Source organism: Marinobacter sp. SS5-14b (genome assembly GCF_030541005.1).
Classification (GTDB): Bacteria; Pseudomonadota; Gammaproteobacteria; order Pseudomonadales; family Oleiphilaceae; genus Marinobacter.
This window is the reverse complement of sequence record NZ_JASSVM010000004.1, coordinates 357,743-378,871: the sequence shown is the minus strand read 5'-3', so window position 1 is coordinate 378,871 and position 21,129 is coordinate 357,743. Positions and strand designations below refer to the sequence as shown.

Genomic DNA, 21,129 nt, shown 5'->3' with positions numbered 1-21,129 from the left:
CTGCTCCTGAATACGTTGATCAGTGACGGAAATGGCGCATGCCGGTGAAGACCATGGCAATGCCATGCTCGTTGGCGGCGTCGATCACTTCCTGGTCGCGCATGGAACCGCCCGGCTGGATCACTGCGGTGATACCGGCAGCGGCGGCGGCATCGATGCCGTCGCGGAACGGGAAAAATGCGTCGGATGACATGACTGAGCCTTTTACTTCCAGGCCCTCGTCAGCGGCTTTGATGCCGGCAATTTTCGCACTGTAAACCCGGCTCATTTGGCCGGCACCGACACCGATGGTGCGACCGGCTTTGGCGTAGACGATGGCGTTGGATTTCACGTACTTGGCCACTTCCCAGGCGAACAGCAGGTCGTTCAGTTCCTGTTCGGTAGGCTGGCGCTTGGTGACGACTTTTACGTCTTCCATGGCCACCATGCCGAGATCCCGGTCCTGCACCAGCAGGCCGCCGGTCACGCGCTTGTAGTCCATGGTCTGGGCGCGCTCACCGTCGAACTCGCCGCAGGCCAGAAGGCGAACGTTCTTCTTGGCGGCAACGATTTCGACCGCTTCCGGAGCCACACTCGGGGCGATGATCACTTCCACGAACTGACGGTCCACAATCGCCTTAGCGGTGGCCGCATCCAGTTCCCGGTTGAAGGCGATGATGCCTCCGAAGGCGGACGTGGGGTCGGTAGCGAAGGCCAGTTCGTAAGCTTGCAGAATGTCGGTGCCGATGGCCACACCGCAGGGATTGGCGTGCTTGACGATGACACAGGCCGGGTCTGCGAAGGGCTTCACGCACTCGAGGGCGGCGTCGGTGTCAGCTACGTTGTTGTAGCTCAGTTCCTTGCCCTGCAGCTGTTTGGCGGTGGCCACGCAGGCTTCTTTTGGGTTGCGCTCGGCGTAGAAGGCAGCGCGCTGGTGCGGGTTTTCGCCGTAACGCATGTCCTGAACCTTCACGAACTGGGCGTTGAAGGTGCGGGGGAAGTCGGCGTTGTCGTTGTCCGGGGTACGGCCGCCCAGGTAGTTGGCGATGGCACCGTCGTAACCGGCGGTGTGCTCGAAGGCTTTTACCGCCAGGTCGAAGCGAGTGCTGTAGGTCAGCTCGCCGTCGTTGTCCGCCAGCTCTTTCAGTACCCGGCTGTAGTCGGAGGCGTTCACCACAATGGCCACATCGTTGTGGTTCTTGGCGGCGGCGCGAACCATGGTGGGGCCGCCGATGTCGATGTTCTCAATGGCGGTGGCCAGGTCGCAGTCCGGGTTGGCCACGGTCTCTTCGAACGGATACAGGTTCACCACCACCATGTCGATGGGGTTGATGCCGTGTTCGCCCATGATGGTGTCGTCGGTGCCGCGACGGCCCAGAATGCCACCGTGAATCTTCGGATGCAGGGTTTTGACCCGGCCGTCCATCATTTCCGGGAAGCCGGTGTAGTCAGAGACTTCCGTTACCGGTACCTTGTTTTCCTGCAGCAGGCGGAAGGTGCCGCCAGTGGACAGCAGCTCGATGCCGCGCTCGGTCAGGGCACGGCCGAAATCGACGATGCCGGTTTTATCACTCACGCTGATCAGAGCGCGACGGACGGGGGTGTTAGCCTGATTTGCCATGGGTCACTTTCTTCGCTGGTCAGATAAGCCGGATGTAGCCTGGATATAAAGAACAAGGGCCTCGCGAACGCATCCGGGAGGCCCTTTTGGGTCTGAGCTGATTATAGCAGACCGTACTGCTTGAGTTTCTTGCGCAGGGTGCCGCGGTTCAGGCCAAGCATGGTGGATGCCTTGGTCTGGTTGTTGCGGGTGTACTTCATTACTTCTTCCAGCAACGGCGCTTCCACTTCAGAAAGCACCAGTTGGTAAACTTCAGATACCGGTGTGCCATCCAGTTGGGCGAAGTAGTTCTTCAGGGCAACTTCTACACTGTCACGAAGTGTGACGCTGTTGCCGCTGCTATTCACCGTGTGCAACTGATGCAGATCATCGTTGGCCGGGGTGCTCAGGTTGTCGTTTGCCAAAGTCTCAGCGGTCATGCTGCGAATACCTCTCCATTTCGTAAGCGTGCAAAGTACTGTGCGATGCTGTCTTTCTGCTCCAGCGTATCTTCGATAGCGTTGAAGCGACTGCGGAACTGTTTACTTTCATCGTGGGACTGCAGATACCAGCCCACATGTTTTCTGGCGATACGAACGCCCATCTTGTCACCGTAGAAGCTGTGCAGTTCGGCAAGATGCTCGGAGAGAATCTGCTCCACTTCATCCAGGGCGGGTGCCTGGCAATGCGTTCCCGTTTCCAGAAAGTGCAGGATTTCCCGGAAAATCCAGGGCCTGCCCTGAGCGCCTCTGCCAATCAACAAGCCATCGGCTCCGGTATGGGCGAGTACGTCTCTGGCTTTTTCCGGTGTGCTGATATCGCCATTAGCGAATACCGGGATACCGACGCTGGCCTTCACTGCGGCGATCGTGTCGTACTCCGCCTCACCGTTGTATTTGTCGGCACGGGTGCGGCCGTGCACGGCAAGAGCCTGAATGCCTGCGTCTTCCGCCATCCTGGCAATGACCGGGGCATTCCGGTTATCGCGATCCCAGCCTGTGCGCATTTTCAGGGTGACGGGAATGTCTACCGCGTTAACCACAGCTTCCAGGATTGCGCGAACCAGCTTTTCGTCTTTCATCAGGGCAGAGCCGGCCGCCTTGTTACAGACCTTCTTTGCCGGGCACCCCATATTGATATCAATAATCTGGGCACCGAACTCGGCATTTTGCCGAGCTGCATCGGCCAGCATCTCCGGGTCTCCGCCGGCAATCTGTACCGACCTGGGCTCCGGTTCACCTTGATGGTTCATCCGGGTACGCGATTTGCGTGTATGCCAGAGCTTGCTGTCCGCTATGACCATTTCCGACACTGCCAGTCCAGCACCCATCCTCCGGCAAAGTAGTCGGAACGGGCGATCTGTTACACCCGCCATGGGTGCAACAATCAATGGGTTGGGCAAGGTGTACGGCCCGATTTTTGCCGTTGGCAGCATGATCTGAGTCCGTGTCACAGCGGGTTAAGCAACGTTCGGTTTGTAGCGGCTGTTCAAATTCTGACCGCTTGGTTTCCGAAGGGCGGTAATGATACCGCCGGGGAGGATTTGATTGAAGGGGAAAATTGGCGAAAAAATTGATTATTTTTCGCGCTTTCTGGTTGACTTTTGCGCTACCCGCTGTGGGCTCAGGGGGCCCAGGGTCGGAAAATCAGGTTGTAGTTGACGGCATCACGCCCGGGATCCCGGATGCTGATTGCAATCTGAACGGGTACCTCCACCGGCATGCTGTCGAGGGATTTGCCTTCGCCGGCCAGGTATTCCTCCGGTGTAAAGGTGCTCTGGGCGACAACGTCACCATTGAGATTGGAAAAAGTCAGGGCGATGGCAGGGAAGGGTTGTTCGAAGCCTGCCCGGTTGATGATAACGGCATCGACAATCAGTTGGGTTCGGTTGTCCGGATTGGTGCGCACCACCAGTTTGCGGCTCTGTATGGCGTCGACATCAATAAGCGGTTTGAGTTTGCAGCCTGCCAGTTCGCAGCCTTTCGCGTAGAAAGGGCGTAGCTGGGGGATGGCCGACAGGCGATCAAACTGGAACCAGGTAATCTGTGCGATCATCAGGCCAATCAGTGCCAGAACCACGAGGCTCCAGAGCGCGGTTCTCAAGCGACTGCGGCGGCCACTCACGGACACCGGGTCCCGGCGCAGATCCTGATACAGGGCGTCTGTGCTTTGGTTTTGCCGGGTGCGGCTCAGAATGGGATCGCCCACACGGTCGTCATCGGCACTCAGGCTCAGATCGCTGGCAGTCATCGCCTTCCGGGTGTCGGACTGGCTTTGCGGCTCCGGAGTTTCAGATACTTTTTCAGGCTCAGGCTCAGGCTCAGGCTCAGGCTCAGGCTCAGGCTCAGGCTCAGGCTCAGGCTCAGGCTTTGGAGCAGGTTTCCTGTCTTCTGTTTTGGCTGGTGCATCGTCCGAAAGCATGGCCTCCGCCCAGCTTTCGTCAACGTCCTGTTCTTTGGGGGTCAGGTCATCATCCTGGAAGCCGTGCTCATCAGGACGGTCGACAGACAGGAAGCTGTCACTTAGTTCGTCGTCCGAAAAAGTCAGCTTGCTGCCGGCATAGGGCCCTTCGGCGGCGTCTTCTTCGGGGTTGTCTGCGAAAACGAAGTCGTCATCAATGAGATCGTTGCGGTTGTTCTCGCTGCCTGCATTCGGGGTTGGCTCTGAACTGGCGGGTGTGGTTTTGCTTTCGGACGGCGGGCGAACCTGATGCTCAACGGCGTTGAACACCGACATGCAGCTGCCACAGCGAACCTTGCCCCCGGCAATGCCGAGCTGTTCGTCCGTCACCCGAAAACGGGTTTCGCATTTTGGGCACTGTGTTTGCAGGCTGCTTTCGGTCATGCTGTCGTCCTGAACGCTTGGTCACTGCGTGATGACTAGGAATCACGCAGTTTAGACGTAAACGTTTGATTCGTCACCCGTCCTTGCGACGTCCTGTGAGGCGTATCCACTCTTCTTTCTGTTCGGGCTCGTCCATGATGAACCAGGGCTCGTAGGCCTCCATGACGTCACGGGCCTGGTTGGAAAGAATGCCGGACAGCACCAGGCTGCCGCCGGGTTTTGTCAGTTCTGCGAGCCGGGCTGCCAAGCCAATCAAAGGTTGAGCCAGAATGTTGGCCAGCATGATGTCGGCCTGTGTGTCGGGATCGTGACCGGGCAGGTACAGGTCGAGCTTCTGATCCTCGACGCCGTTCCGGCGTGCGTTGTCCCGGCTGGCTTCGAGGGCCTGAGGGTCGGTGTCGACGCCGATCACATGCTCGGCACCCAGCAACAGGGCCGCAAGGCCGAGAATACCGGAGCCACAGCCATAATCGGTCACCTGCTTGCCCGCCACATCCTGGCCGTCCAGCCATTGCAGGCACAGGGCGGTGGTGGGGTGGGTGCCGGTGCCAAAGGCGAGGCCGGGATCGAGCAGCAGGTTGGCGGCGTCAGGGTCGGGGGCTTCGTGCCAGCTGGGGACAATCCACAGGCGTTCGCCGAATTGCAGGGGGTGAAAGTCGTCCATCCACGCTCGTTCCCAGTCTTTGTCTTCGACCAGGGTGACTTCGATCTCGGCGAGCGATTGCTGGGTCTGCTGGTGCCAGGCATCACGGATGTCGGAGCACAATTGCTCAATATCCCGGTCCGACTGGAACAGTCCGGTGACGGTGGTTTTGCTCCACAGCGGTGTGGTGCCTGGATCGGGTTCGTACAGGGGCTGGTCGGCTGCATCTTCCATGGAAACGGCGTCTGAGCCCATTTCCATTAACAGGTCTTCCAGCTGATCCGCGGTGTCCGGATCAGCTGGAATCTGGAGTTGTATCCAGGGCATGGTTAATCCCGCATCAGTTTCTCGAGGTAGTGAATGGTGAAGTCTACCTGTTTAAAGCCACCATCGCGTACCAGTTTTCGATGCAGAGGTTGATTGGTCTTGATGCCCTCGACCACCATTTCATCCAGCGCATTCTTCATGCGCCGGCGGGCAATTTCCCGATCGTCACCCCAGGTGATCAGTTTGGCGATCAGAGAATCGTAGTACGGCGGCACGGTATAACCGCTGTACAGATGGGAATCCACCCGGATGCCATTGCCGCCGGGAGCATGGAAGTGCTTGACCTTGCCTGGGCTGGGCACGAACGTTTGCGGGTCTTCGGCGTTGATCCGGCATTCGATGGCATGGCCGCTGATATGGATCTCGTCCTGGCTGTATTGCAGCGGCAGGCCACTGGCGATGCGCAGCTGCTCGCGCACGATATCGACGCCGGTCACCATTTCGGACACCGGGTGCTCTACCTGTACCCGGGTGTTCATTTCGATGAAGTAGAACTCACCGTCCTGATACAGGAACTCGAAGGTGCCGGCGCCGACGTAACCGATTTCCTTACAGGCATCGATGCAGGCTTTGAGGGTGCGCTCGCGGGATTCCGGATTCACGTTCGGCGCGGGCGCTTCCTCAATGACTTTCTGGTTGCGGCGCTGCATGGAGCAGTCCCGGTCACCCAGGTGAATCACGTTGCCGTGCATGTCGGCCAGCACCTGAACTTCCACATGGCGTGGTGTTTCCAGGAACTTTTCCAGGTACACGGTCGGGTCGCCGAAGGCGTTCTTGGCTTCGGTCTGGGTGATCTGGACGGCTTTGAGCAGAGCGGCCTCGGAATGCACCACCTGCATGCCGCGGCCGCCGCCACCTGAGGCCGCCTTGATCATCACCGGGTAACCGATCTGGCGGGCCAGTTTCAGGTTGCGTTCGTCGTCATCGGTCAGCGGGCCGTCGGAGCCAGGCACAGTGGGGACACCGGCCTTCTTCATGGCTTCAATGGCGGATACCTTGTTGCCCATCAGGCGGATGGTTTCCGCCCGCGGGCCGATGAAGCGGAAGCCGCTTTTCTCGACCTGCTCGGCAAAATCGGCGTTTTCCGCCAGAAAGCCGTAGCCCGGGTGAATGCCCACCGAGTCAGTCACTTCTGCAGCGCTGATGATGGTGGGGATGTTCAGGTAGCTCTCCGTCGGGCTGTTCGGGCCGATACAGACGGTCTCGTCTGCCAGCCGAACGTGCATGAGGTCGCGGTCTACCTGTGAGTGGACCGCCACCGTTTTGATGCCCAGCTCCTTGCAGGCGCGGAGGATACGCAGGGCGATTTCACCGCGGTTTGCGATCAGAACTTTTTCTAACATAGCCATGGTTAGCAATCACCGAATTCAGGAAATGACGACCAGGGGCTGGTCAAACTCCACCGGCTGGCCGTTTTCGACCAGAATTTCGGTGACAGTGCCAGCCTTGTCGGCCTCGATCTGGTTCATCATCTTCATGGCTTCAACAATGCAGATGACATCGCCCGCATTTACTTTCTGGCCCACCTCAACAAAGGCGGCGGCGCTGGGTGATGGCGAGCGGTAGAAGGTGCCCACCATAGGCGACTTCACCGCGTGGCCATTGATGGCTGCCGGCGCAGCAGGCGCATCCGCGGGTGCGGCTTCGGCCGCGGGTGCCGGAGCTTGCGGCGCCGGTGCGGAGTAGTGGCTCACGTAGTGACCGGCCGCAGCTTGTTCGCGGCGGCGGGAGATGCGCACAGAGTCGTCGCCCTCGTGAATCTCCAGCTCCTCGACGTCTGATTCTTCGAGCAGTTCAATCAGCTTTTTGATCTTGCGAATATCCATAACTATTCCAGTCCCGTTGTCTCTGGTCTATCGGTGAATTCGATGCAGGGCAGCCTGCAGGGCCAGGTCATAACCCTGGCTGCCCAGCCCGCAGATAACGCCCTCGGCGATATCTGAAAAATAGGAGTGATGGCGGAAAGGTTCACGCGCATACACGTTGGAAAGATGCACTTCTATAAACGCAATGCCGGATGCCAGCATGGCATCTCGCAGGGCAATGCTGGTGTGGGTGAAGGCGGCGGGATTGATAATGATGAAATCCACGCCTTCTGCCCGGGCTTCGTGCACTCTTTCGATCAGCTCATACTCTGCGTTTGATTGCAGGTGGAGCAAGTGGTGGCCCTTCTCGGCCGCTGTCTGTCGCAAACGGTCGTCAATATCGGCCAGGGTCTCATAACCATAGACCTCAGGCTCGCGCGTGCCGAGCATGTTGAGATTGGGGCCATGGAGCACAAGTATGGTCGACATGGTAAATTTTGCCTTGGTTTTATTTGAACAGGATCGCCGAAGATATCGGCACGTTACCCAAATGGTGCGTGCTTGTTACCTTCAGATCAACACTTTTTGACAATCTGGACGATTGTCGTTTGACCCTGAAAAAAGATTACACAGCAATTGCCAGTGGCGCGATGACATTTCGTTGATGACAATCATTGTCGATCATGGCAAGCGGTGCTGGTATTCGACATTGGTTTCATGGGCCGGGCAGGGCGCCCGGCCCGGAAGGTTCAGTCGTCGGCCAGGGTAACGCAGTTGCGGCCGTTCTCTTTGGAGACGTACAGAGCGCGATCGGCCCGCTCGCACAGGGACTGGGAGTTGTCGTTCTGCCAGGCGGCAATTCCGCAACTGAAGGTGACGTTGAATTCGCGGTCTCCGGCCTGTTGTACCAGTTCTGAAAAGCGCTCACGAATTTCATTGACCACGTTGCGGGCATCCCCGGGCCGGGTATTGGGCAGGATGATGGCAAACTCTTCGCCGCCATATCGGCCAATATGGTCCGTTTTACGCAACCGCTGTTTGAGGAACATGGACAGGCTTCGGAGAATACGATCACCGATGGGATGGCCGAAGGTGTCGTTCACTTTTTTGAAGTAGTCCAGGTCGATCATCGCGAAGCATAATGGCTGATCTTTCTGCCTCGATCGCACGATTTCCTGTTCCAGCAGATGCAGGGTGTGCGTGTGATTGAACAGGCCGGTAAGGCTGTCTCGAATCATCAGGGCCAGCAGAGATCGTGCTCTGCGGCCCCGATTATGCAGTGTGGCAATCAGGTGCTTGGGGTCTATGGGTTTGGTGAGGAAGTCGTCTCCACCCAGGCTCATGGCGTGCAGCTGTTTGCTGACGTCGTCTTCCGCTGACAGATAGATGATGGGCACGCTGTGGAAGCGGTCCTGCTGACGGATAACCCGGGCGATTTCCATGCCGGTGCAGCCGGGCATGTACATGTCGAGAATGATGATCTCGGGCGAGAATTCTTCCAGCGCGTGAATGATCTGCATCGGGTCGGTGATGATGTGGGCGGTCATGCCCGCTTTTTTCAGCACCGTTTCCATGTATTTGGCCTGCGCCCGCGAGTCGTCGAGCACCAGCACTTTATAAGGCTCCACGGTGTTGCCGTGGGTGTAGGTCTCAATTTTTTCGATCAGCTGGCCAGGATCGACGGCTGGGTAGAAAAACTCTTCACCGCCACAGCGGGACGCTCTCAGGCGGGTTTCAATAGTGCCGTCTTCATCGCTCATGAAAATGATGGGAATGGGCGTGTCGTGTTGCTCCTGAAGTTGCTCCACGGTCGCGATCCCGGCAGAAACCTCACCGCCAAAATTGACGTCCATGAGAATGGTTTCCGGTTTGCTCAGCGCGCAGGCTTCCATCAGATCCCTGTGGGAATTGAAGGCCGATGCTCGAAAGCCAAAAAACTCCAGCTGACGAATCATTCGGGAGGAGACTTCGTCGTTGGCAAGCGCAATGTAGATCGGAGTTCGCCGGAACTGCTGGGGTGTGCTGTCGTCCTGGTCGCTGCGCCTCTGGGTACAGTGACGAAGCGCTTCGGTCGCCTCTTCCAGCGCTTTCAGTTGGTCATCATCCAGCGGAGTGTTCGGGAGCCAGTCCGTGAGCAGCTTGAGAAGGTGGTCGCCGGCGCCGGTGTGGCTGTCCATCTCAAAGCGGCGGGCGTAGCGCACCAGTTTGTCGGTCGCGGACAGAAGGCTGTCCCGGTGCGCCTGTGCCTGCGCTCTGTCCTCGTGAATTTTCTGCCAGGTGTCCAGAACCACCCGAGCCTGGGTGGTTACGCGGCGCGCGAAGTGCTGCCTGAGTTTTTCTTTCTGGCTTTCGTCGTTCATTGTGCTCCGGCCTGTCTGTTATTGGTTGTCCGACCCGGCAGGACGAACTTTTTCTTTTAAGGAGTTATACAGAGGCTTCATAGTCTTTGGGTAGAGTCTATAGTGTTTAATGTTGTGGGCGTAGGTTGCACACTGTAAATGTTTGTCAACTCTGCGGGATATGTCACAGTGATTCTTCAGCTCAGATAACAGGCCGGGGCCTATTCAGACATGGCAGGGATGCAGGAAAAGCACAGTCGCTGGCAGTGCGGAGTGATCAGTCTCCAGGGGCTGCTGTTGCTGTTTACAGGCAGTTTGTTGGTGGTCATCCTGCTGGCGGCCTTTATCACCAGTTACAGCCATTTCCGTGACTATGTTGCCGCCCAGCTTACGGCACATGCCCGCGACGGGGCGACGGCCACGGGGTTATCGCTCTCCAACGCCATTGATGGCTCTGACCCGGTAGCCTCTGCATCGCTCATTGACGCGGTTTTTGACAGTGGGCGCTACCTGTCCGTCAAGTACCTGGCCCACGATGGCACGGTCATCGCGGGCCGGAGCATGCCCCTGAATGCCAACGCAGCGCCCGGCTGGTTTATCACGCTTGCCGCCCTGCCTCGGCCTGAGGCTGAAGCCGAGGTGGTTCGCGGCTGGGCCCGGTTGGGCAAGGTGCATGTGGTCAGCCATCCGGGCCGTGCCTATGACGATCTGTGGCGGATCACCAGCGGGTTAGTGCTGGCTGCTCTGGTGATTGGTGGTGCCGGCCTGTTCGCATTGTGGCTTCTGCTGCGGCGCATACTCAGCCCTCTGAAAGCGCTGGAAGTGCAGGCGCGGGCCCTTGGTCAGAGAGACTTCCGGAAGCGCGTGTCGTTGCGCTCCACCCGTGAACTGAACCAGGTAACCGAAGCCATGAATCAGATGGCGGACGATCTTGGTCAGCTCTTCGAAGGTCAGGGCAAGTTAATTCAGCATTTACGGAAGGTGAACAACGAAGACCCAGTCACCGGCCTGGCAAGCCGGGGTGCATTCGACCAACGCCTGAAAGTGGAGGTGGAGTCCGAAGAGAAAGCCGCACCCGGTGTGTTGATGATGATCCAGCTGGGTTATTTTGTGGACTACAACCGCGCCTATGGCCGCGACGAAGGTGACCGCTTGTTAAAGCAGGTGGCAAAAAGCCTCAGGGCATTCGTATTGCGCCATGCGGAATCCTTTGCGGGCCGCAGGACGGGGGCCGAGTTTGCCGTATTCCTGCCGGGGGCATCGGCGGCCGATGCCAGAGTCTGGGCCGGGGAGTTGGTTGAGGAGCTGGATGGGCTCTACGCCGATATGGCCGATCCTGTAGACACTTCAGTGCATGCGGGGCTGGCGGTAGCTGCCGCGGGAGCCGGGGTGCGTGATTTGCTGGCGGCGGCAGACGAAGCCTTGCGCGCGGCCCAGCAACGCGAGGAGTCAGGCTGCTGGATGGAAGAAACCTCCTCGGAGAGCCATCACAACATGGAAACCTGGCGGGCCATCATCAGTCAGGCCATACGTGACCAGAACATATCGCTTTGGCTGCAGCCTATGGTCAAAGGGCCTGACGAGCAGTTGGTTCATTATCAGGTGTTTTCCCGCATCAACACCACAGAAGGCGCCTTGAAGGCCGGCCTGTTTGTGCCTATGGCTGAGCGACTTGGCCTCGTGGCAGATATCGACCGGCTGTTGATTTCCAGTGTGTTGGAGCGGCTTGCCGGTAACCCTGATGAGGTTCTGGCTGTCTCGCTCGGATCCGCGTCGGTTTCAGATGCGTCTTTCTGTGACGATATGCTGGCCCGTCTCCGGTCCGCAGGGACGGTGGCTGGGCGCCTCTGGATAGGTGTCTCCGAAGTCACACTGCACCATCACCGGAAGCAGGCCGGGGAGTTGGTGCGCGCACTTGCAAACATGGGCGTGCCCGTTCTGGTGGACCGCTTTGGCGTGGGCGGTGTTCCTTTCAGTTATCTGAGGAATCTGCCTTTCCGGGCTCTGCGTATCGATAACAGCTTCATACATGACCTGGACAGCCACGCGGATAACCGTTTCTGGCTTGAGTCCGTCATCGGGATTGCCCGGAGCAGGGGCGTGAGAGTGTTTGCCACCGGGGTGGAAACCGGCGCTGAATACTCGGTACTCTGTAAGCTGGGTATTGATGGCGCCATGGGATACCATCTGGGCAGGCCGTTCGCGGCCGACGAATAACCAACAGGAGATTAGCAGCTTTATGGCAGGCAAGATCAGACAGTACTTCAGGGACAAGAAAGACGATGTTCAGGATTACGCTGGCGGTAGTGGCGTAATCGGCAAGCTCGTGCTGGTGCTGCTGGTGGTTTACCTGCTGGTTGCTATGGTGCTGGGTATCATCTGGAGCAGCGAGCCGGATACGTTCTCGGTACGGGAGCATACCCGAACACTGGCCACTTCAATGGATCGGGAGCCGGTGACCGGGTTTGCAACCACTGCGACCATGATTCATCTGGCCGAGACGCTTCTGGACAAGCCTGGCGGCTACATTTCCAACGACATTTTTCCGCCGGGCCTGTGGCTCGACAATATGCCGAACTGGGAATACGGGGTGCTGGTGCAGCTTAGGGATCTTTCCCGCGCGCTGCGCAAGGACATCAGTCGTTCACAGAGCCAGTCGGCGGAAGATCCCGATCTCATCATTGCCGAACCACAACTGCACTTTGACAGTGAAAGCTGGGCCATTCCATCCACGGAAAATGAGTACCGTCGCAGCGTTAATGCCTTGAAGCGCTACCTGAACCGGATGTCTGATCCGCAACAGCCCGATGCCCAGTTTTTTGCCCGGGCCGATAATCTGAGTAACTGGCTGGCTGATCTTGAAACGCGTCTTGGTAGTCTTTCAAGAACGCTTAGCGAAAGCGTGGGTAAAGCATCGGTGGCCGAGGCTATGACGAACATTGATCCTGAAGACCCGCTGTCCGAGGCCGTCGGCGGTGACGATGTCAAAACCGACTGGACCAAGATCGACGACGTGTTTTACGAAGCGCGCGGCAGTGCCTGGGCGTTGTTGCACATTTTCCGGGCCATTGAAGTGGATTTCCGAAAAGTCCTTCAGGACAAGAATGCGATGGCCAGCGTAAAGCAGATCATAATCGAGCTGGAAGGCACCCAGGAATCCATGTGGAGCCCGGTGATTCTGAACGGCAGCGGCTTTGGTATGCTGGCGAACCATTCGCTGACCATGGCCGCCTACCTCTCCCGCGCCAATGCGGCGATCAGCGATATGCGCGATTTGCTGTCGAGGGGCTAATAATAGCGGCGGCCAGGGAAGGCAGTACACACAAAAAAGCCGGGCAGTATCAAAACTGCCCGGCTTTTTTGTGTCTGAAACGATATCAGCCTTTGTAGGCGTTTACCGAGTCAACAATCGCTTGCTTGGCTTCGGCAGCGTTGCCCCAGCCTTGCACTTTCACCCACTTGCCGGGCTCCAGAGTTTTGTAGTTCTCAAAGAAGTGCTTGATCTGGTCCCGCAGCAGCTCAGGCAGATCCGTGATTTCTTTCACGTTGTGGTACGTGGTGGTCAGCTTGTCGTGGGGAACCGCTACCAGCTTGGCGTCGCCACCGGCTTCGTCTTCCATGTTCAGGACGCCTACCGGGCGGCAGCGAATGACGGAGCCAGCCTGAATCGGGTAGGGGGTTACCACCAGTACGTCCAGTGGATCGCCGTCGTCAGCCAGGGTGTGGGGGATAAAGCCGTAGTTGGCCGGGTAGAACATGGGCGTAGCCATGAAGCGGTCGACCAGCAGGGCGCCCATGTCTTTGTCCAGCTCGTACTTGACCGGGGAGCTGTTAGCCGGGATTTCGATGGCTACGTAGATGTCTTCTGGCGGGTTTTTGCCAGCGGGGATATTGTCGAATTGCATGGGAGATCCTTCCTGATGCGTTAGGTACGTTTAACTGCGTTTGAAAAGTGAGCGCAATTATACGGAAGTCTCCTGCCATTCGAAACTAAACCTTGGTCGGTCGACAATTAAACGAAATGCAATCTTTTGGGCACTTGATTGAAACTGGTCAGCTGCTAGTCTTGGGCATGTTTTGATCGTCTTTGCGCTCATGGAATCATAGAGCGATGTTTCAACATGGAAAGGCTTGAGTCGAGCAAAGGAAGCACGCAATGCAAAGTGGAAACGGACTTCAGTTCACCGTGTTGGTCGGTGAGCAACCGATTGATGTCTTTAGTGTGTATGAGTTTGAAGCTAGGGAAGCGTTGTCAGACGTTTTCTCTCTCACGATTACCGCCTTCAGCCACCTGTCCAGTATCGGGGCGTCCGAATTTCTCGAACAGGAAGCTGAGTTGCGTGTTTACCTGGACGGCGAGTTGCTGCGTCAGTTCCGGGGCGTGGTTGCGGAATTTGGCCGTGGCTCGGCGGGCCACCGAAGAACCTGCTATTACCTCACGATACGCTCTCCGCTCTGGCGCCTTGGGCTCGGCCGCAACAGTCGGATCTCTCAGCATCAGGCCCCTGAACAGATTATCCGTACCCTGCTGGAAGAGCGCGGTGTCAGTGGTACCCGGTTCAGTCTCCTGCGCACGCCGGAAGAGCGGGAATATTGTGTTCAGTACCGGGAGTCGGACCTGGCGTTTATCCAGCGGCTCGCGGCGGAGGAAGGTTGGCACTATCGTGCTGAACATGGCTCCGATGGCACTGAACTGATCCTGTCGGACCATCACCGCGAGGCGCTAGCACTGCCACCCGCTCTCTATAATTCCACGGCCGGTGGCAGCTCCAGACAGCCCTGCGTGTTCGCATTCGATACTCTGGACCGTGTCAGCGTTGCAGGGGTCGCCATGAAAGACTACACCTTCACGAATCCCGCCTACGGGTTGGATCACACAGAGGTGGCGTCGGATCTCTCGAAGCAGCGCCCGGGCTATGAGCATTTCGATTATCCGGGGCGGTATAAACAGGATGCGTCTGGCGCTCCCTTTACCAAGGCGCGTCTTGAGGCTCTGCGGAGCAATGCTTGCACCGCCAGCGGCAAAAGTAACCGCCCCGACTTCACTGCTGGCGGGCGTTTTGGTCTTGAGGGGCATTTCGATGACGCGGTCAATGCAGACTGGCTGCTGACCAGTGTCGTTCATCGCGGGGTTCAACCTCAGGCGTTAGAAGAGGAGGCTGGGCCGGCGCCGACCACCTATACCAACGAGTTCAGCGCGGTTCCGGCCACGGTGAACTGGTGCCCGGCAAACGATAACTGCCGACCTGTCATGGATGGGCCCCAAATAGCCCGCGTGACCGGACCTGAGGGCGAAGAAATCTATTGCGATCGCTATGGCCGGGTGAAGGTGCTTTTCCCCTGGGACCGTTATAGCCAGGATAATGAGCACAGTAGCGCCTGGCTGCGGGTAAGCCAGGGCTGGGCCGGCGGGCAGTACGGCGTGGTCGCACTGCCGCGGGTGGGGCACGAGGTCATCGTGAGTTTTCTGGATGGTGATCCGGATCAGCCTATTATCACCGGGCGAACCTATCATGCCACCAATATGCCGCCGTATAGCCTGCCGACTAACCGGACCAAAACGGTCCTCCGCACCCAGACCCATCAGGGTGGTGGTTACAACGAACTCAGCTTCGAGGACGAAAAAGACAAACAGCTCGTTTATCTGAGGGCCCAGAAAGATCACGAGCTGGAGATCTACAACAACCAGACTTATTCCGTTGGCAACGACCGTGAAAAACACATCGGTAACGACCAGCGCCTGAACGTAACCCGTGATGAACAGACAGATATTGGCCGCGATCAGAAAACCACCATTGGCCAGGACCAGACTCTGGAGGTTGCCCGTGACCGCTTTACCAACGTTGGTCGCCACTATCGGCTGGAAGTAACTGATCGGAGGCACGAATACAGCCATGCCAATCATGACCTGGAAGTAGGTGGTCACTACACCCAGAAAGTGCAGGGCAAGGTACTGTTAGAGGCCGGCGAGAGGGCCCTGATCCACACCCGGAACCTCACCCTAACTGGCAGCGAAAGTGTTGTGATCCAGGGGCCGGGGGGCAAAATCACCATTGATTCCGGGGGAGTGACTATCGATTCGCCCTCTATCAAACTTAACGGGCCGGTGGCGGTATCAACCGGTGCGGTCTCGCAGATCAAAACCCTCGAAAGCGCGGCCCGGGAGGGAACGCCGCTGGTTGATATCTGCTCTGCCTGCGGTGACGGTGCATGAGTATCACCAGGCGACAGCATGCTCTGATACATAAAGGTGTGCAGTGGTTAATACTGGATGCTGCCGCTTGCCCTGAACCCCTATGGTTTGCTCGTGGTGCTGGCCTGAACGCACTCTCTTTGTTTCGTCAGCAGGATGAGGATCTCGCAGACAGCGGGCCCTGGCTTATCGCGATTGATAGGGAATCAGGCGTAATCGATGTTTGCCTTAGGAAAAATCCTTTAGGTCATGGCAGTCTCTGGATTACAAGCTCCCTCAATCAGAAAGCACTGGCCGATGAACTCCGGGGCCGGTTGTATGCCCGTCTGCCCAGCGGAGAAACAACGCGGTTTCGCTGGTACGACCCGCGTGTACTTGGCCCCTACCTGGAAGATTCGCCGCCTCTACGACGCGATGAGTTCCTGGCTCCTTTTGATGCGCTGATTCATGCCGATCTCAATCCGTACCAGCACCCATACCAATATCAGCTTTGGCAGCGAAACGAAGCCGGAGAGAGTTTCGTGCTTCGTCACTTGTCGCTCATGGAGGAAATCTGATGGGTATTCCCGTTTCATTGAAAGGTCATTACCACATGTGCCACATGTTCTCGGGTAATACGCCCCACGTGGGTGGCGGCATTGCCGAGGGGGATGGAGCCTTTACCGTCAATGGCACTCCGATTGCCCTGCAGGGCCATAAATGCAACTGCAAAGTCGGCGGGCCCGATACCCTGATTCAGGGTGCTCCCGGGCTGACGGTAAACGGCGTTCCAGTCGTCTTGCAGGGAAGCGCAACGGCCCACGGAGGTGTGGTACTTGAGGGTGATCCAGCAGTCACGGTGGCTTGATGATGGCATGGACATTGACTCAGGAAGAGCTTGACCGCATGCCCGGGCAACAACAACGGATCCGCGAGTATGCGCTGGCGCGCCACCTGTTGGATTTGCCCGATCCACCGGCAGACTGGCCCGAATGCAAGGCGCAACTGGATACAGGCTTGAGCCTCGCGGCAGAAGCCGGTTTTACGAGCCTGCCCGCAGTCACGCTCCTGCTGGAAGCGCTGCACTACGTGCCTGACGCATTCGAGAATACGGCGGTACAAGGTTATCTGCATTCCGGAGCGCTCGAGCAGTTTCGGGCCGAGCGGGTACTGGAATGGGCAAGGGAGCACAAGCAGCACAAGGAGAATGTGGATGAGTTGTCATGAGGATTGCCAATGCCGCCCGGGCGTTGTGGCTCTGGTGTTTGTGCCAGGGATTATGGGCACGAGGTTGAAAAACCGCAGGAGCGGGAGCTCTGTTTGGGATCCTGCTGCTGGAGCAGCTTTTGAAGGCCCCAGTGGTGCGGCCATCGAAATCAAAGCGCAGCGCGAACAGGAAATGGCTGATGCCCAAGCGGAGGACGACGACGGAAAGCTCGAAGCTATAGGTAAATGGTTCCGGCGACGCTGGACTGGTGTGAAAGAGCGCGGTGACGACTTGGCTGAAAAAGGTCGGACGGCTCGTCGGTATGCAGGTGTGGTTCCTCGTGTAAGTGATTTTGTATTTGCCGGGCCGGTAAAGCGTAAGCAGTTATTGGTAAACGGTGATGCCAAGCGTCGAGGCGTGCCCATTTTTGAGCGCGATGATAGCTTACTGGAGGTTGATGAAGGTGCGGATGACTATTTTCGCACCTATACCGCGGTTCCGCCCTCGCAGATAGACGAAAAACGCCAGTATGGCTGGGGTGAGGTGCACTGGGACAGCTACGGCCCCTTCCTGAAGTTTCTGGAGAACAAGACTCGCACCTTGTCACGACTGTATCCGGGCCTTCGTTTTCCGGTATTTGCCGTGGGTTACAACTGGATGTTGAGCAATGAAAATGCGGGCGAGCGCCTGAAAGATCGGATTGCTGACTTTCGTCAACAAATCGTGGAGCAGGACGAGCGAGGCATAGGTCCGGCGGACGTCAAGTTTCTGGTGATCAGTCATTCCATGGGTGGCTATGCCTCGCGGGCGGGCTTTTGCATGGCGGGGCTGGAAAGTGATGTAGAGGCGGTCATTCACGGCGCGATGCCTACCCATGGTAGCCCGGCGACGTACAAAAAGTTCCGGGCAGGTGAATCTGGAGCCGCCAAATTGGTACTTGGCAAAAATGCTGCCGATGTGACCGCAATCCTCGGGTTCTGTCAGGGCGGACTTGAGCTTTTGCCCAATCAGTTATATCGCACAGTGGACAATCAGGCGGACTGGTTGTACCTGAAAAGCGGGGATCAGGCGCTGGAAGTGATGAACATTGGGACAGGGAGTTCGGTTTTTGATTTCTATTCCCGGTTTGATTTTTGGTATCGGATGATCCAGCCAGAGTTGTTGGCACCGGAGCTTGGGAGTGCTTACTCAGAAGGACATCAGCTGGATGACTATGAATTTGCAATGGACCTGAGATTAAAGGATTGTTCGGATTTTCATCAGTCGTTAGCAGATAGCTTCCATAACACCACTACTCTGGTCTACAGCAATAATGATAACGATCTTTCGTTTGACCGATGTACATGGGACGGTGGTGAAGTCTCAGACGGCGAAAGGGATGAATGGCAAGTTTACCGCAATGAGAATCATGCTGTTTTCTTCGGTGATGGTACGGTGAGTCTGTACGGGCCTCAGGAAAAGCAAAGACACGAGGAGGCTGTGGATGCTTGGCTGGAGCAGGCTAAGTATGAGTACCATCCCCCACCCCCGCCTCGGGCCAATACGACGGACTATAAGCTGCAATCAGAAACGGCGCCGGGAGACGGCACCGTTCATGCGGGTGCGGGTGATCATCCCAGGGCCGCTGGCGGCCTCAAGCGGCTGGGCCTGCCCGCAACGGAAGAGCATCAGGGCTTTTTTAACTGTCCGGATGTCCGGGATCTGGTTATGGGGGAGCTGCAGATCCTGTTGCCGGACATACACCGAAAGCTGGGAGGCTGAATGTCGCCGATTACCCGCAGTGCCCTGACTGGGCTTCTATTGCTGATACAAACTACACAAGGACTGGCCATGAGCAAGATGGAAATGCGAGAGGACGAACTCCCGGTATTTGAGTTTACGGAACACTGCGCAGGGCGATACCAGTTAGAGCTACCTGCGGATATGAAACTGATCGATAGCGGTTACAACGACGAGTTGATTCTGGCTTCGGTGTACCCGCCAGACGAAGTGCGTCACGATACTGCGTATCGGGGAGAGCATCGGGTTGACGAGTGGCGATCGCGAGTGGAAGACGTGCGCAATAAGGAAGTTGTCGAAACCCATTACGTGCATTCGGAACCGGAAGGTGACCTCAAAACCTTAGTTTACTACGCAGACAGACGAAAAATTCCAGGGATGCGAGAAAAGCCTGATCGCAGCCACAAGTTCGAAACTCTCTTTCTAAAGGACTTCCCGCCCGCAAAAGCCGCCATTGCCATCCAGGGGCAGGGTGCACTGGGAAATGTCTCTCGAGATGAAGCTGATTACAAAGCCATCTATCACGAACGCCTGATCCAAATGCAGGACCGAGCTCATGCCCTGGAATACCACCTCTGGCCCCACAATAAACCAGGGGTGTGTCTGGATCGGGAGTTTGTGGTGGTGAACACGGTGACGCCCGAGCGAGAGGGCTATGCCATGGAGTTCTACAACGGCAAACGTTCCCGCTTTTTGCTTATGGCCGGCACATACCAAAGTGAAGCAGAACTTAAGGAAGAGAAGAGTCGCAATACCGGCATGCTGTCCTTCTTGGCCTCCAGCAAAATGACCGTTGCCGGTCGCAAGGGCCGGTTGTTCATCAGCGATGGCAAATACAGCGACACCGAACGGGCGTTCCGTTGGGTCGCCACGGATGGCGAGGTGAACAGCTTCCGTCACGGCCACTTTGAAATCGAAGGTTCAATCGAAATGAAAGACTACCCGGAAATGGCACCGATGAAAGGCACGGACGTGATCGTGGGGCTGCTCAAGGGTGTGCGTGAGCGTCCTTATGGCATGCTGGATGTTAAGAAGTAGTCGGTTTCCCTGAAAAGGTCCGGTGATTTTTTTGGTGGCAACCTGAATGCTGTTGTTTTCACACTGTCTGCACTGGCTATTCTGGGCTCAATTTCAGGTGGATATTTGGGATATCGTTCCGGTTGAAAACTGAACCCCAAACAGGCCAGGCTTAAAGCCTGATCTGTTTGGCAATCAGCTCCTTCATGATTTCCGTGGTGCCGCCGCCAATGGACAGAATCTTGGCGTCCCGGTACAGCCGTTCCACCACCGACTCCCGCATATATCCCATGCCGCCAAAGAGCTGCACCGCCTCGCGGGTAACTTTTTCGCACACATCCACAGAGAAATTCTTGGCCATGGCCACCTGTTTGATCGGGTTTTTGCCCGCCTGCATCAGAGCCGCGCAGCGGTAGGTGTATTCCCGGGCGATGTCGATCTGGGTAGCCATGTCCACCAGCTTATGGCGGGTGACCTGAAAGCCGGCGATGTTGCGGCCGAAGGCCTGGCGTTGCTTGGTGTAGTCCATGGCTGCTTCGTAGGCCAGTTGGGCGGTCATGTAGGCCATGATGGACAGGCTCAGGCGTTCGGCCAGGAAATTGCTCATGATGGCGATAAAACCTGCGTTTTCGGCGCCGATCAGGCGGTCTGCCGGCACCCGGCAGTCTTCGAAGAAGAGTTCGGCGGTGTCGCTGGCCCACCAGCCCATTTTCCGGAGTTTTTTTCCGGTGGAGAAGCCCGGGGTATCCCGGTCGATCAGCAGCAGACTGATGCCAGAGTGGCCTTCACCACCGGTGCGCACAGCCACAGTGTAGTGATCAGCCCGGGTGCCGCTGGTGATGAAGGTTTTGCTGCCGTTCACGATGTAATGGTCACCGTCTTTCACGGCGCGGGTTTTCAGGTTGGCAACGTCAGAGCCGCCGCCGGGTTCGGTGACAGCCAGGGCTGCAATTTTTTCGCCGCGCAGCACTGGCGGCACGATCTGTTCACGGATGTCCCTTTTCGCCCATTTGGCTACCGGGGGCAGGCCTATGTCCAAGGAGCCAATACTGGCGACGAACCCGCCGGACGTTGACCGCATCAGCTCTTCGGAAACCGCGACTTTAAGGAAAATGTCTCCCTCACCAAGTCCGCCAAGTGCCTCGGGAAAGCCGATGCCCAGCAGGCCCGCATCGCCGGCAAGCTTATAGATTTCCCGGGGAAATTCACCGGCCTCTTCCCAGTCGTCGATGTGAGGGCGAACGTGGGTTTCGATGAATTTTCGGGCGGTCTGGCGGACCTGTTCGTGGGTTTCGTTGAAGTAATCAGACACGGCTGGATTCCCTTAGCTCTGAAGAGTATAGCCAGAGTGTCGCGCATATTTCTCTACCAAGCAAGCGCTTGGTTTGGTTTTGTTCAGGCCATAAAAAAGCTGGCC

Annotated in this window: 19 protein-coding genes; 8 read left to right on the top strand and 11 right to left on the bottom strand. The window is 57.3% G+C overall.

The window, feature by feature from the left end:
• Positions 1–19: 19 nt before the first annotated feature.
• The 9 genes from purH to QPL95_RS11700 all read right to left on the bottom strand — a co-directional run bounded on the left by purH (position 20) and on the right by QPL95_RS11700 (position 9,558).
• Complete coding sequence (purH, locus tag QPL95_RS11740; protein WP_303291153.1) at positions 20–1,600, bottom strand: bifunctional phosphoribosylaminoimidazolecarboxamide formyltransferase/IMP cyclohydrolase; 1,581 nt, start codon at positions 1,598–1,600, stop codon at positions 20–22.
• Between the two features lie 101 nt (positions 1,601–1,701).
• On the bottom strand, positions 1,702–2,019 hold the full coding sequence (gene fis / locus QPL95_RS11735) for a DNA-binding transcriptional regulator Fis (protein WP_303291152.1): 318 nt from the start codon (positions 2,017–2,019) through the stop codon (positions 1,702–1,704).
• Positions 2,016–3,011: a tRNA dihydrouridine synthase DusB gene (dusB, locus tag QPL95_RS11730; protein WP_303291248.1), complete on the bottom strand. Its 996-nt coding sequence runs from the start codon at positions 3,009–3,011 to the stop codon at positions 2,016–2,018. The genes fis and dusB overlap by 4 nt, the downstream gene beginning before the upstream one ends.
• Positions 3,012–3,202: 191 nt before the next feature.
• Complete coding sequence (locus QPL95_RS11725) at positions 3,203–4,423, bottom strand: DUF3426 domain-containing protein (RefSeq protein ID WP_303291151.1); 1,221 nt, start codon at positions 4,421–4,423, stop codon at positions 3,203–3,205.
• A gap of 73 nt (positions 4,424–4,496) precedes the next feature.
• A complete protein-coding gene (gene prmA, locus QPL95_RS11720) occupies positions 4,497–5,393 on the bottom strand; it encodes a 50S ribosomal protein L11 methyltransferase (RefSeq protein ID WP_303291150.1) in 897 nt (298 codons plus the stop codon).
• Between the two features lie 2 nt (positions 5,394–5,395).
• Positions 5,396–6,742, bottom strand: coding sequence for an acetyl-CoA carboxylase biotin carboxylase subunit (gene accC, locus QPL95_RS11715; RefSeq protein ID WP_303291149.1), 1,347 nt, complete (start codon positions 6,740–6,742; stop codon positions 5,396–5,398).
• 18 nt (positions 6,743–6,760) lie between these two features.
• Positions 6,761–7,219 carry an acetyl-CoA carboxylase biotin carboxyl carrier protein gene (gene accB / locus QPL95_RS11710; RefSeq protein WP_303291148.1) on the bottom strand — a complete coding sequence of 153 codons (459 nt, stop codon included), beginning with the start codon at positions 7,217–7,219 and terminating at the stop codon, positions 6,761–6,763.
• Between the two features lie 27 nt (positions 7,220–7,246).
• A complete protein-coding gene (gene aroQ, locus QPL95_RS11705; protein ID WP_303291147.1) occupies positions 7,247–7,687 on the bottom strand; it encodes a type II 3-dehydroquinate dehydratase in 441 nt (146 codons plus the stop codon).
• A gap of 260 nt (positions 7,688–7,947) precedes the next feature.
• Positions 7,948–9,558, bottom strand: coding sequence for a diguanylate cyclase (locus QPL95_RS11700; RefSeq protein WP_303291146.1), 1,611 nt, complete (start codon positions 9,556–9,558; stop codon positions 7,948–7,950).
• 210 nt (positions 9,559–9,768) lie between these two features.
• Between QPL95_RS11700 and QPL95_RS11695 the strand changes: the two genes are divergently transcribed.
• Both QPL95_RS11695 and QPL95_RS11690 read left to right on the top strand, forming a co-directional pair.
• Entirely contained in the window at positions 9,769–11,754 is a 1,986-nt protein-coding gene (locus QPL95_RS11695; RefSeq protein WP_303291145.1) for an EAL domain-containing protein, read from the top strand.
• A gap of 22 nt (positions 11,755–11,776) precedes the next feature.
• Positions 11,777–12,829: a DUF2333 family protein gene (locus tag QPL95_RS11690; protein ID WP_303291144.1), complete on the top strand. Its 1,053-nt coding sequence runs from the start codon at positions 11,777–11,779 to the stop codon at positions 12,827–12,829.
• Positions 12,830–12,914: 85 nt separating this feature from the next.
• On the opposite strand, the gene ppa is transcribed toward QPL95_RS11690, so the two are convergent.
• The gene (gene ppa / locus QPL95_RS11685; RefSeq protein ID WP_303291143.1) at positions 12,915–13,442 is read right to left on the bottom strand and encodes an inorganic diphosphatase; all 528 of its coding nucleotides are present in this window, start codon (positions 13,440–13,442) and stop codon (positions 12,915–12,917) included.
• A gap of 251 nt (positions 13,443–13,693) precedes the next feature.
• On the opposite strand from ppa, the gene QPL95_RS11680 reads away from it, so the two are divergent.
• Genes QPL95_RS11680 through QPL95_RS11655 form a run of 6 tightly spaced genes read left to right on the top strand, consistent with a single transcriptional unit; the run spans position 13,694 to position 19,733 of the window.
• Entirely contained in the window at positions 13,694–15,751 is a 2,058-nt protein-coding gene (locus QPL95_RS11680) for a type VI secretion system Vgr family protein (RefSeq protein WP_303291142.1), read from the top strand.
• Positions 15,748–16,287 carry a DUF4123 domain-containing protein gene (locus QPL95_RS11675; protein ID WP_303291141.1) on the top strand — a complete coding sequence of 180 codons (540 nt, stop codon included), beginning with the start codon at positions 15,748–15,750 and terminating at the stop codon, positions 16,285–16,287. Before QPL95_RS11680 ends, QPL95_RS11675 begins: the two co-directional genes overlap by 4 nt.
• The gene (locus QPL95_RS11670) at positions 16,287–16,577 is read left to right on the top strand and encodes a PAAR domain-containing protein (protein WP_303291140.1); all 291 of its coding nucleotides are present in this window, start codon (positions 16,287–16,289) and stop codon (positions 16,575–16,577) included. The genes QPL95_RS11675 and QPL95_RS11670 overlap by 1 nt, the downstream gene beginning before the upstream one ends.
• Positions 16,577–16,936 (top strand): hypothetical protein, encoded by a 360-nt coding sequence (locus QPL95_RS11665; RefSeq protein WP_303291139.1) that lies wholly within the window; start codon positions 16,577–16,579, stop codon positions 16,934–16,936. Before QPL95_RS11670 ends, QPL95_RS11665 begins: the two co-directional genes overlap by 1 nt.
• The gene (locus QPL95_RS11660; protein ID WP_303291138.1) at positions 16,923–18,677 is read left to right on the top strand and encodes a hypothetical protein; all 1,755 of its coding nucleotides are present in this window, start codon (positions 16,923–16,925) and stop codon (positions 18,675–18,677) included. Before QPL95_RS11665 ends, QPL95_RS11660 begins: the two co-directional genes overlap by 14 nt.
• Positions 18,678–19,733, top strand: a complete 1,056-nt coding sequence (locus QPL95_RS11655) for a hypothetical protein (protein ID WP_303291137.1) — start codon at positions 18,678–18,680, stop codon at positions 19,731–19,733.
• A gap of 151 nt (positions 19,734–19,884) precedes the next feature.
• Here QPL95_RS11655 and QPL95_RS11650 read toward each other — a convergent pair whose 3' ends face one another.
• Positions 19,885–21,024 (bottom strand): acyl-CoA dehydrogenase family protein, encoded by a 1,140-nt coding sequence (locus QPL95_RS11650; protein ID WP_303291136.1) that lies wholly within the window; start codon positions 21,022–21,024, stop codon positions 19,885–19,887.
• Positions 21,025–21,129 lie beyond the last annotated feature (105 nt).